Annotated in this window: 10 protein-coding genes; 2 read left to right on the top strand and 8 right to left on the bottom strand. The window is 71.7% G+C overall.

Features of this window, described 5'->3' with window-relative positions:
* Nucleotides 1–75 precede the first annotated feature (75 nt).
* The 7 genes from AC529_RS17100 to AC529_RS17130 form a co-directional block, all read right to left on the bottom strand.
* Nucleotides 76–453, bottom strand: a complete 378-nt coding sequence (locus AC529_RS17100; protein ID WP_068758380.1) for a DUF742 domain-containing protein — start codon at nucleotides 451–453, stop codon at nucleotides 76–78.
* 12 nt (nucleotides 454–465) lie between these two features.
* Nucleotides 466–906, bottom strand: coding sequence for a roadblock/LC7 domain-containing protein (locus AC529_RS17105; protein WP_068758381.1), 441 nt, complete (start codon nucleotides 904–906; stop codon nucleotides 466–468).
* Nucleotides 906–3395 (bottom strand): sensor histidine kinase, encoded by a 2490-nt coding sequence (locus tag AC529_RS17110; protein WP_068758382.1) that lies wholly within the window; start codon nucleotides 3393–3395, stop codon nucleotides 906–908. Before AC529_RS17110 ends, AC529_RS17105 begins: the two co-directional genes overlap by 1 nt.
* Before the next feature lie 278 nt (nucleotides 3396–3673).
* Entirely contained in the window at nucleotides 3674–4069 is a 396-nt protein-coding gene (locus AC529_RS17115; RefSeq protein WP_068758383.1) for a DUF3592 domain-containing protein, read from the bottom strand.
* Nucleotides 4070–4108: 39 nt separating this feature from the next.
* Entirely contained in the window at nucleotides 4109–4789 is a 681-nt protein-coding gene (locus AC529_RS17120) for a hypothetical protein (RefSeq protein ID WP_068758384.1), read from the bottom strand.
* A 29-nt stretch (nucleotides 4790–4818) separates the two neighbouring features.
* A complete protein-coding gene (locus AC529_RS17125) occupies nucleotides 4819–6654 on the bottom strand; it encodes a substrate-binding and VWA domain-containing protein (RefSeq protein WP_068758385.1) in 1836 nt (611 codons plus the stop codon).
* Between the two features lie 174 nt (nucleotides 6655–6828).
* Entirely contained in the window at nucleotides 6829–8268 is a 1440-nt protein-coding gene (locus AC529_RS17130) for a GuaB1 family IMP dehydrogenase-related protein (RefSeq protein ID WP_068758458.1), read from the bottom strand.
* A 213-nt stretch (nucleotides 8269–8481) separates the two neighbouring features.
* Between AC529_RS17130 and AC529_RS17135 the strand changes: the two genes are divergently transcribed.
* A complete protein-coding gene (locus AC529_RS17135) occupies nucleotides 8482–9393 on the top strand; it encodes a CDP-alcohol phosphatidyltransferase family protein (RefSeq protein ID WP_068758386.1) in 912 nt (303 codons plus the stop codon).
* 45 nt (nucleotides 9394–9438) lie between these two features.
* On the opposite strand, the gene AC529_RS17140 is transcribed toward AC529_RS17135, so the two are convergent.
* Nucleotides 9439–10503, bottom strand: a complete 1065-nt coding sequence (locus AC529_RS17140; protein ID WP_232306799.1) for an acyltransferase family protein — start codon at nucleotides 10501–10503, stop codon at nucleotides 9439–9441.
* 401 nt (nucleotides 10504–10904) lie between these two features.
* Here AC529_RS17140 and AC529_RS17145 point away from each other — a divergent pair.
* Nucleotides 10905–12307: amidohydrolase (locus AC529_RS17145; protein ID WP_232306800.1), on the top strand; the 1403-nt coding region annotated here is incomplete at its 3' end.

Genomic DNA, 12307 nt, shown 5'->3' on the forward strand with positions numbered 1-12307 from the left:
GGTCTGCTCTCCCCCGCCCCGAAACCGCCCGCGATGAGGATCTTGAGCGCAGACGGCAGGGATGCCGGGCCACTGTCAGAGTCGTTGGATGCCATCGAGTACCGCCTGAAGGACGTCCCGGCCGACTACCGGGTGCTGGACTGTGTACGGGGCACGGGCGAGCATGTGGCCGCGCGCGATGAGGTCTCCCATCAGCACCTTGACCACGGCCACCGGGATGTCGAGGCGGGCCGCCACCTCTGCCACCGACAGCGGACGGCGGCAGAGGTCGAGGATGGCGAGCTGTTCGGGTTCCAGGGACAGGTCGTCCACCTCGCTGCGGACCGCGATGACCACGCTGATCATGTCCAGTTGGACCGTTTCGGCTGCCTCACGGCCCTCGGTCATCACATAGGGCCTGACCGGGGAGCCGGCATCGCTGGAGGCCTGGTCCGGCGTGTGCCGATCGGACATGGCTGCTCTCCGCTATCGCGTCGGGGTCGTGGTCGCCTGAGAGTCGGTCTTCGACAGGGAGCTGTTGCGGGGAGAGGACTCCAGGAAGCGTCCGACCTGTTCCACCAGGACGTTCATCTCGTAGGCGATGAGGCCCACGTCGGACTCCTCGCCGGCGATGACCGCCAGGCAGGCGCCGTGGCCGGCGCCGGTGACGAAGAGGTAGGCGTGCTCCATCTCCACCACGGTCTGCAAGACCCGGCCGCCCTTGAACTGGCGCCCGGTGCCCTGGGCGAGACTCTGGAAGGCCGAGGCGATCGCGGACAGGTGCTCGGCGTCCTCCTCGCTGATCTCCTGTGACCTGCCGATGGGCAGGCCGTCGGCGGACAGCACGATCGCGTACCGGGCGCCGACCGCACGTTCGACCAGTTCGTCGAGCAACCAGTCCAGATCGCGGGGTGTGTTGTCGGTCACTATGAATCCTTCTCGGTCTCGTTCAGCCGCTTCCTACCGTCCTCGCGGCCCCTGCGGGTGCCCTGCTGGAATGCGTTCAGGGTTTCCCGGAGGCGCGCCGGACGCTCCGGGTCGTCGATGGGAGATCCTGCCTTCGGGGAGGGGCCGGTCCCCGTGGAGGGGTCCTCGAACAACTGGGGGGCCAGGTTCACCTGGGGAATGCGGCGGGGCAGCGGGGGACGGCCGTCGGTGGGTGTGACCTCGGGCCGCTGCTCCGCGGCGGGGGCGGGCCTGGTGGAGGGACGGACGGCGTTGTCAGCCGCGCCGTTGACCGAGGGGAACGTGCTCACCCCGGGCACACGCCGCGGCAGGGGGGCCGCCGAGGGGGGAGGCGGGACCGCCGACTCGGCCGGGGCGGGCGGCCCGGCGAGCATGTCGCCGGTGGGCCGGGAGAGCACCGGCTGGGGGCCGCTGGCCGGTCCGGACTCCTCCGACGGGGACGGGGGGAGCGCACCGCCGTCCGCCTCGGCCGCGGAGTCGACCGTGCCGAGCGGGACCGGGCCGCTCTGCGGGTCGGCGATCAGGGACAGGGGCAGCAGCACGATGGCCAGCACGCCCCCGTAGGGGGAGGGACGCAACTGCACCCGGATGTTGTGCCGGTGCGCCAGGTGCGACACCACGAACAGGCCGAGCCGGGTCTTCTCGTTCAGCCGCATGATGTCGAACTCGGGCGGGTTGGCCAGCAGCTCGTTGGCCGCTTCGAGCTCGTCCTCCTTCATGCCCAGGCCGCGGTCCTCGATCTCGACCGTCACCCCGTTGGGCACCCGGTCGCCGCGCAGGTGGACCTTGGTGTGCGGGGGCGAGAACGTGGTCGCGTTGTCGACCAGCTCGGCGATGAGGTGGATGACGTCGGCGACCGCGCCGCCCTGCACCGAGACGGGGGCGATGCGCTGCCGCTTGACCCGCGAGTAGTCGCCGGACTCGGAGATGGCGCCGCGCAGCACGTCGATCAGCGGCATCGGCTGGTGCCAGGTGCGTCCGGGGCTCTGACCGCCGAGGATGAGCAGGTTCTCGGCGTTGCGCCGGGCGCGGGTGGCGAGGTGGTCCAGCTTGAACAGGTCGGTGAGCTGGTCGGGGTCCTCCTGCTCGCGCTCCAGCTTGTCCAGCAGCCGAAGCTGGCGGTGGACCAGCGTCTGGCTGCGGTGTGCGATGTTGAGGAACACCCGGTTGACGCCCTGGCGCAACTGCGCCTGCTGGACCACGGCCTCCACCGCGGTGCGCTGGGCGGCGTTGAAGGAGCGGGCCACCTGGCCGATCTCGTCGTCGGAGTCGCTCAGGGGGAGGATCTCCGCCGCGATGTCGACCGGCTCGTTGTCCTTGAGCCGCTCCACCAGGTCGGGCAGGCGCCGGTCGGCCAGCTCCTGGGTCTGGTCGCGCAGCCGGATCAGCCGGTTGACCAGGCGCTGGGACGAGCGGGTCGCCACGAGCAGGACCACCGCGGTCATCACGGCGACGCCGAGCGAGCCCAGGGCCGCGGTCAGGACGGACTGGTTGGCGCTGTCCGTCAGTCCCTTCAGGCCCAGGTTCGTCTGGACGATGCCGATCTCGGTGAGGGAGTCCTTGACCGGCAGGTACACCGACCGCCACTCCTCCTCGTCCACCGGAACGCTCAGGTCCTCGACCTCCTGGCCGGTGTACGGGTCGAACTCGGTGGTGATCTGCCGGTTGGAGAGCTCGTGGATGAGCCGCTCCATCCGGATGTACTCCTCGCTGCCCTGGAGCGAGCTGAGCATGGACTGCGTCTCGGAGGCGAGGAGGTCGTCGGCGGCGCCCAGGAGGCCCCGGTAGGCGCCGATCCGCTCGATGAAGTCGTGCTGGTCCTCCATGGACAGCTCGCCGGTGGCGAAGCCGTGGGACAGCTCCGCGTCGGCCTGGGCGAGCATGTCCACGGCGCGGATGATCTGGGTGCCGCTGGAGAGCGGGCCGACGGTCTCCGCGTCGGGCATGGCGCGGGCCTGCACGTCGAACAGGTCGGTGGCGTTCGCCAGCAGTCGGTTGTAGTACTCCTCGACCTCCTCGTGGAGCGCCTGCCCGACGTCCACCCGGGCGCGCAGGTCGGTGATGGCGGCGAACTGCTTGCTCAGCCGGGTGATGCCCTTCTGGGCGGGCTCGGGGGCGAGCGGCAGCAGCTCCTGGAACTCGTCGAGGATGAGGGTCATGTGCTGGTCGACCTCCTCGCGGACGTCGGCCAGCGCTTCCTTGTTCTCCTCGGGGCGGTCCAGGTAGGCGACGGTGGCCGAACGCTCGTCCATGACCGCGTTCAGCGCCATGGCGGAGGGCAGCACCAGGCGGTTGCTGGCCTGGGCGTAGGAGTACTGCAACGCCGCGTCGTAGCCCAGGTACGCGGTGACGATCAACCACAGGACGATCAGCGCCGCCGTCGGGGTGAGGACGATTCTGCGGAGGCGGGTCCGGATGAGGGGGTCCCGCTTCTTCTTGGCTGCCTGCACTGCTCTCCTAGCGGACCGGGGGATCGCCGAGCACACGTGGGGACGGCCGACGGGCACCGCGGAGTGGGTGGTCGGACCGGGAGCCGTCCCCTGTGCGAGGCGGGGGCGGCGGAGTGTGCTGAAGCACGTGAGCGGTCAAAGGTAAGGAAACCAGCAAGGATCGTACCGCGTCCAACCTCATGTGGATTATTTCGGGCGAAAAGGAAGGGTGGTCGAAAGTGCCGTAGGGACAGGGCCTGCGGCCCCGGCGCAGGTGGGGACCTCCGGCCGCGGACCCTTCACCACCAGGTGAGGACGCCCAGCAGGCATCCGATGAGCAGAATGCCCGATGCCAGCGACACGAACAGCGTGCGCGGCCACAGACTCGGCCACGGCGCGGCGACGATGCGGGCGCGCCGCGGGTCGTCCGGATCGTAGGAGACGGTGACCGGGTCGCCGTACCGGGCGGCTGACCAGGAGGAATTCTCGTTCGTGGTGAGCACCTCCTCTCCGTCCTCGGTCCGGAACCGCACGATCACCCGGGAGGTGCGCATGGTCTCCGCGTACCCGACGATCTCGCCCTCGGCCCGGTCGCCCCGGCGCCCCAGCAGCCACGCGGCGACGATGTCGCGCACCAGCCACGCCAGGGACAGCAGGCCGATCCCGATCGGCAGCAGGGGATAGTAGAGCTCCATGGATCCGTCTCTGGGAGGGGTCCGTTATCCCGGTTTCGGTCAGCGCGCGGACGCCCCCGGAACGGGGGGAGGCTCGGGGCCCAGGAACTCGGCCACCATGTTCTCGCCGATGTCCACGCCGTAGCCGACGTCCTCCAGCTCCGCGGCGAGCCGGTCCAGGGCCGCCGTGTCCGGCACGGCCTGCGGCGACGGCACGGCCTCCCGCAGCCGCCGGACCGCGGCCGCCAGGTCGCCGGTGGCCGCGTGCATGCGGTGGCGCACCTCGGCGAGGCGCGCCGCGACGCGGTGCGCCCGCTCCCGCTGGTAGGGGTCCTGGGCCAGGGCCCCCGCCAGCGCGGCCAGCTCGTGGGTACGGCCGGCCAGGTGGGCGATGGACGCGGCGATCTCCTCGACCCGCCACAGCATCCGCGACACGCGCTCGCCCAACGGGCCGTGGGCCAGCGGGGCGGCCGCCTCCGCGAAGGAGGCCGCGGCGGCCCGGGCGCGCCGGGCGCACTCGGCGTCCGGGTCGGCGACGGGCTCCGGGGCCGCCGTCGGCGGCCCCGGAGCGGTCGGCGCCGAGGAGGGGAACAGGAAGCCGAACACCAGGACCGCGGTCAGCCAGATGATCACGCCGATCACCGCAGCCGCCCAGATGGGCAGGGTCACCGCCCAGGCCAGCCCGCCGGCGACCGCGCCGCACAGCAGCCACCACGGGTTGGCGAACTTCCGCAGGTGCATCGGCACCGCCCTTCGTCCGTGTACCGGTGTCAGAAGTTGGAGATGACCGCCTCGAACACCTCGCCGATGCTCTCCGGGTCGGAGGAGTCGTAGGCCGCGGCGTCGGTGGCCTCGGCGATCTTCGTCATCGTCTCCAGGTCGGCGTCCTCGCCGTAGCTGATGGTGAAGACCCGCACCCCCTGCTGTCCGGGCTCGGGGGTGATCCGGTCGAGCAGTTCCTCCAGGCCGATGCCGTTGAGGTCCTCGTTGCGGCCGTCGGTGAGGAACACCACCGCGTTGATGGCGTCGGGGCGGCTGTTCTCCGCCACCAGGGAGTGCGCGGCCAGCACGGTGTCGTGCAGCCCGGTGCCCCCGCCCGGCGGCAGGTTCGCGATCCGCTCGGCGAGCTCCTCGCGCCGGGGCCTGCCGTCGACCGGCTCGCCCAGCGGGCCGATGGGGACCAGCTCCCGCCAGTCCTGCCCGTCGTCCTCCAGGTCGGTGCTGAACATCCACAGGCCCACGCGGTCGCTGTCGGAGAACTCGTCGATCGAGGCGGAGGCGGCCTCCTTGGCCAGCTCCAGCCGGGTGGCCCCGGTCCCCGCGACGGGCTCCTCCATCGACCCGGAGGTGTCGATGACCAGCAGCACGTTGGCGGGCTTGCGCAGCTCCGCCCAGTTGGCGAGCATCGCGTCGAGCACGGGCGCCGACGGCAGCGGGAGTTCCGGGGGAGCGTCGGGCAGCACCCCGTTGCCCTCGTTCAGCAGCTCCCCGACGGCCCCGTCGTGGCCGCGGAACGCGTTGTCCAGGAACCGCTGCTGGGCTGCGTCGCCGCGCAGGTAGTCCAGGAAGCCCGCGGCGGCGGCGCGCCGGGGCTCGTCGGTCCAGTCCAGGACCACGTAGGGGTGGTCCGACATGAGGGTCCCCTCCTCGGGGTAGACCGCGACGAGCGGCACGTTCGGCGGCTCGGCGCTCTCGGCGGACGCCGGGTCGCCGGTGGGGTTGCCCTGGTTGTAGTGCACCACCGACATCTCCTCCACCGCCACGGCGGAGATGTAGGTGAGCCCCTGCCCCTCGGCGTCGGCGCGCCGCAGGTTGGACAGGAAGGTCATGGTGATGTCGCCGTAGTGCACGATGGAGCGCTCCACCGCGCTGACGAACGCGCGGGTCTTGCTGGAGTCGATGTCCTCGACGGTCAGGTCGGAGGCCAGCCCGGTGCCCGCGAAGTAGGTGCCGATGGTGGCGTTGAGGCCGGAGGTCGAGTAGTTGGGGTTGGTCTTGCCCATGCGGAAGTCGCCCCACTCGGGGTGGCCCACCGATCCCCAGCCCTCCGGGGCGTCGGCCAGGGCGTGCAGGTCCTGCCAGCCCAGCTTCTCGTCGGGCCAGCCCAGGGCCTCGGCCATCGGCCGCGGCATGGCGATGACCAGCGGGGAGTTGGCGATCGAGGGGGTCTGGTCCGGGATCAGCGACGCGCGGTCCTGCTCGGCCGTGCGCTGCCGGGCGATCTGCACCCACCCGGAGCTGGCGGGCGACCACACGTCGGGCCGCGGACCGTACTGCTCCTCGTCCCACTCGCCGGACTGCAACGCCTCCAGGGTCGCGCCCGAGGACTGCTCGACGACCGAGACCTCCACGCAGCCCTCGTCGATCCGGGTGCCGCTGTAGTCCTCGGCGAGCTGTCGCATCACTCCGGCCTTCTCGGGGGAGGAGGCCACCGTCAGGGTGACGGCGTCGTCCGAACAGCCGAACAGGGCCAGTGAGGGCAGGTTGGCGCCGGTGGCCACCCAGCGGACCAGGGCGATGACGAGGACCGCGACGACCGCGACGATGAGAAAGGGGAGAAGACGGCGCCGAGGCTTCGGAGGCGCCGGGGGTGCCTGGTAGACCAATGAGATCCGTCCCTTGAAGGTCGCGCTGCGTACCTGAGTCCCTCCTTTAGAGGGAGGGTAGGCAGAACCGGTTGCGCCGTGGGGGAAACTCCGGCAATCGTGACGAAAGAGCAGCTTGGCGGGAGCGGCCGTGGCGGCGCGGTGCGCTCCCCGGCGGAGCGCACCGCACGCCGGTCACCAGCCGCCCGGGACCGGCTTGCCCTCGTTGAACCCGGCGACGCTCTGCACGCCGACGACCGCGCGCTCGTGGAACTCCTCCAGGGTGGCGGCGCCGGCGTAGGTCATGGCGCTGCGCACCCCCGCGACGATCATGTCGATCAGGTCCTCCACCCCGGGGCGCTCCGGGTCCAGGTACATCCGCCCCGAGGAGATGCCCTCCTCGAACAGGGCCTTGCGGGCGCGCTCGAACGGCGAGTCGTCGGCGGTGCGCAGCCGCACGGCCCGGGCCGAGGCCATGCCGAAGCTCTCCTTGTAGAGCCGCCCCTCGGCGTCGCGCTGCACGTCCCCGGGGGACTCGTAGGTCCCGGCGAACCAGGAGCCGATCATCACGTTGCTCGCCCCCGCGGCCAGCGCCAGCGCCACGTCGCGCGGATGCCGGATCCCGCCGTCGGCCCAGACCGACCTGCCGAGTGCGCGGGCCGCGGCGGCGCACTCCAGCACCGCGGAGAACTGGGGGCGGCCCACGCCCGTCATCATGCGGGTGGTGCACATGGCGCCCGGCCCCACCCCCACCTTGACGATGTCGGCGCCCGCCTCGACCAGGTCGCGCACCCCCTCGGCGGTGACGACGTTGCCCGCCACGACCGGCACCCCCGGGTCCAGGGCGCGCACCTGGCGCAGCACGTCGAGCATCTTCTCCTGGTGGCCGTGGGCGGTGTCGACCACCAGGGTGTCCACCCCCGCCTCCAGCAGCCGCGCCGCGCGGGCCGCGACGTCGCCGTTGATGCCGACGGCGGCGGCCACCCGCAGCCGTCCCGAGGCGTCCACCGCGGGCCGGTAGAGGGTGGCGCGCAGCGCCCCGGTGCGGGTCAGCACCCCCACCAGCGCCCCGTCGCCGTCCACCACGGGCGCCAGGCGGTGCCGGAAGTCGTGCAGGGTGGTGAACGCCTCCCGGGGATCGGTGCCCGCCGCGAGGGTGAGCAGCTCGGTCGACATGACCTCGCGCAACTGGGTGAAGCGGTCCACCCCGGCGCAGTCGGCCTCGGTGACCACCCCGATCGGGCGGCGCTCCTCGTCGACGACGATGACGGCGTTGTGCGCCCGCTTGGGCAGCAGGTTCAGGGCGTGGCCGACCGTCTCGGTGGGGCCGAGGGTGATCGGCGTGTCGTGGACCAGGTCGCGCTCCTTGACCCACCGGACCACGTCCGCCACCACGTCGGTGGGGATGTCCTGGGGCAGGACGACCAGGCCCCCGCGCCGCGCCACGGTCTCGGCCATCCGGCGGCCCGCGACCGCCGTCATGTTCGCTACTACGATGGGAATGGTTGTACCTGTACCATCATCGGTTGTCAGGTCGACGTTCATCCGGGAACCCACAGAGGAACGCTGGGGAACCATGAAGACGTCGCCGTAGGTCAGGTCGTGGGTGGGCACCTGGTCGTTCAGAAAGCGCACGTCCACCTCGATTTCGATGTCGGCCGGTATTCGGCGGAAGACGCGACCCGGTCCCACGCCGCGCCTCTCACTCTCCGATTATGGTCTTCGGCTGTCACCCGGCCGCGGCCACGGATCTCCCGTCCACCATCTCCTCTCGGCACCACGCCCGTCCCGCGGTCGCGGCACCGTCGGCAGCGAGAGGACCGACCCCGCACAGGAGCAGTACCAGCGATGAGCGCCTTCACACTCGCCGAGGTCCAGGAACGCACCTACAAGAAACGCGACGCCTGGTGGACGGTGTTTCTGGTCGACCCGCTCGCCGGACGACTGGTCGTGTGGACCGCCAACCACACCTCGATCACCCCCAACCAGCTCACCTTCGGCGCGGGGGTGCTGGGGCTGGCCTCGGCGCTCTGCTTCACCCAGGGGAGCTGGCCGTGGCTGGTGGCCGGGGCGCTGCTGTTCCACCTCAGCTTCGTCCTCGACTGCATGGACGGCAAGATCGCCCGGCTCAAGGGCACCGGCTCGGTGTTCGGCGCCTGGGTCGACTTCGTCTTCGACCGCATCCGCTTCTTCGTCTGCATGATGGCCCTGCTCCTGGGTCAGTGGGTCCACACCGGCGAACTCGTCTACCTGCTGATGACGCCGATGCTCACCTTCTTCGACCTGCTGCGCTACCTCAACGGCCCGCAGGTGGCCAAGACCCGGCGTGCCATGCGGCGCCAGTTGGCCGAGGCGATCGCGGGCCTGCAAAGCGAATCGCTGGTGGAGGACGCGGAGAGCACCGAGACCGAGGAGAACAACGGGGCGCCCCGGGCGGAGACCGAGCCGCCGACCCCCGTCCCCACGGTGCCGAGCCGGTTCACCCAGTTCCGCGCCTACCAGCGGGTGGGGGAGGCGCTGCTGCGCCACCGGGTCCGCCCGCACCTGTTCAGCGGGATCGAGTTCGAGATGTTCGTGTGCGTGGTGGCGCCGCTCACCGCGGTCGTCTCGCTGTTCACGCCCTGGCCCAGCCTCATCGTGCCGGTGGCGGTCTTCGCCAGCGCCGCGCTGCTGCTCTTCGAGGCGGTTCTCGTGGTCAAGCTGTGGCTGGACACCCGCAGCTTCGAGGCGGAGAAGCGCCGGCTGACCGCCACCGGGTGACACCGTGCCGCCGCTCCCCGCCGGGGAGTCGGCGGCACCGGGACGTCAGGAGCGGGACCGCTCCGCGTCGGCGCGCCGCGCCGCGAGGCGGTCCCGCCGCAGCACCCAGGAGGCGTCCGGTTCGACCAGCGGGCGCAGCGCCGTCCGCACCCACGGCAGGCACAGCAGGAGGGCCAGCGCCACCCCCAGCACGGCGTTGACCCCCACCCCGACGGCCCCGTCGGCCAGTTCGTACCAGCCGAAGTGCTCGGCGATGCGCAGGACCGGCGAGTGCCCGAGGTAGACGTAGAGCGTGTAGGCGCCCAGCCCGGTGAAGACCGTGGTGCGCCGGGGCGCCAGCGCCAGCAGGGCCGCGGTCAGCGCCAGGGCCGCGAGCATGCAGCCGAGCCGGAGCAGCAGCCCGACCCCCAACGGGTCGATGTCGCGGTCGACCAGGCTGGAACGCCAGAAGAACCACTCGAACTCCAGGTACCGCGCCGCGGGCACGGCGACGACCGCGGAGGCCGCGACCGTCAGCACCGCCAGGACGCGCACCCACCGGCGGTGCAGCAGGTCGAGGTGCTCGGGGCGCATCAGCAGGCCCAGCACGAAGAACGGCAGCAGGCTCAGCAGCCGCCCCAGGCCGAGCACGTTCTCCAGCTCCACGAACGCGGCGGCCAGCGAGACGCCCACCGCCGTGGCGAGCGGCCAGCGCAGCCGCTGCCACACCGGGACGCTCAGCCGCCAGACGAACAGCGCCACCAGGAACCACAGGGTCCAGGCGGGCTCCAGCGGACTGTCGGGGACCTGGCGGTGCAGCAGGAGGGCCAGCACCACGTGCAGTCCCCAGAAGACCAGGTAGGGGACTGCCACGCCGAGGACCAGCTTCTCCACGCGCCGCGGCGAGGCGTCGAACGACTTCGACAGGTAGCCGCTGATGACGATGAACGCGGGCATGTGGAACGAGTAGATCCACATGTAGACCGCGTCGGCCACGAGGGTCCCCCGGATCGGCTCGATCGCGTGGCCGATCACCACCAAGACGATGAGCAGGAACTTCGCGTTGTCCAGACGGGAGTCGCGGTGCCGGGAGGCCGATGCGGACGTTGCGGCCTGCCGGCGGCTGGTCACCGAGGTCAAGAGTGCTCCGAAAACAGCGTGCGGGAGGCAGGGCACCGGAGGCGGGGACTGCGGGAGAGAGCGCCGCAGCCCGCGGTGCGGGGAACGTCTGCCAGAAGAGTACGAGGACTACGGTGAGAAATCATAGGAAAACAGGAGACGGGCCGGTGGGCCGACTCCGGAATTGCCGGTGCACCAGCAGTTTCCGCCCTGGTGACGGGGGTCGGGGCGGCCGCGGGCGGCGGACCGCGTGTTGAGATTCCCGCCGCGTGTCGCGACAATCGTTGCGGGTCGCGTGGGTTTCGGCGGGACCCGAGCACGGTCCGTACCATCGAACCGAAGTCACGAAGGCGGTGGCAGCAGTGCCGCAGGCGGTCGATCCACGACGTGTCGCAGAACACGGCAGCGAGGTCATGCGACTCGTCGACGAGATCTTCCCTCTCGTCGAGGGGTTCTACGTCGACCTGCACCGTAATCCCGAGCTGTCGCACCAGGAGAAGCGCACCTCCCGGGCCGTGGCCGAATGGCTGTCCCGCGCGGGCTACGAGGTCACCACGGGGGTGGGCGGCACCGGCGTGGTCGGCGTCCTCCGCAACGGGGAGGGGCCCACCGTGCTGCTCCGCTGCGACATGGACGCCCTGCCCCTGGAGGAGCGGACCGGCCTGCCCTACGCCAGCGCGGCGCGCGGCGTCACGGACGACGGCCAGGACGTGCCGGTCATGCACGCCAGCGGCCACGACGCGCACACCGCCTGTCTGCTCGGCGCCGCCGATCTGCTGGCCAGCTCCCGGGAGCACTGGAGCGGCACCCTCATGGTGGTCGCCCAGCCCGCCCAGGAGACCCTCGACGGGGCCCGGGCCATGCTCGACGACGGGCTCTACGAGCGGTTCGGCCGCCCCGACATCGCCCTGGCCCAGCGGGTCGGCCCGCAGCCCGCGGGCATGATCGCGCACCGCGCCGGAATCATCCTGGGCATCTCCAGCACCGTGCGGGTGCGCATCTTCGGCAGCACCGGCCACGGCGGGTTCCAGCCGCAGACCGGCGTCGACCCGGTGGTCATCGCCGCCTCCATCGTCACCCGGTTGCAGACCACCGTGGCGCGCGAGGTCAGCCCCAGCGAGATGGCGGTGCTCAACGTCGGCGTGCTGCGTGCCGGGACCAAGGCCGACCTCGTGCCGGAGGAGGCCTACCTGGAGATCAACACGCGCTGCCTCAGCGAGCAGGTGACCGAGCGGCTGCACGCCGCCATCGAGCGCGTGGTCCGGGCCGAGGCCGCGGCCTCGGCGGCCCCCCGCGACCCCGAGATCACCGTGGTGCGCCGGGCCGGGCTGACCCGCAACGACTCCCAGCAGACCCGTGCACTGGCCGCCGCCCACCGGGCCTACTTCGGCGACCCCTACGTGATCGAGCTGCCCGAGCCCTTCACCGTCGGCGAGGACTTCGGCGCGTTCGGGCTGCCCGGCGACGACGCCCCGGTGCCCTACGTCATGTGGCTCCTCGGGTCCACCCCGCACGAGGTGTGGGCCGCCGCCCCCGGCGACACCCCCTTCGACAAGCTCGCCTCGGTGCCCGGCTCCCACTCCCCCCACTTCGCCCCCGACCGCGAGCCCACGCTGCGCGCCGGCGTCGCCGCCCTCACCATCGGCGCCCTGACCTACCTGGCGCGCACCTCGGGCCCGGGACGCGCGACGTCCGGACTGGCGAGGAGCACCCGCCCCCTCTCCGACGACGAGGGGGAGTCGACGCAGCATGCGGACATGGCGGCGCTGCTGACCGACGACGAGGGCGAGTCGACGCAGCATGCGGACATGGCGGC

The sequence above is a fragment of the Thermobifida cellulosilytica TB100 genome (genome assembly GCF_001517975.1).
GTDB lineage: Bacteria > Actinomycetota > Actinomycetes > Streptosporangiales > Streptosporangiaceae > Thermobifida > Thermobifida cellulosilytica.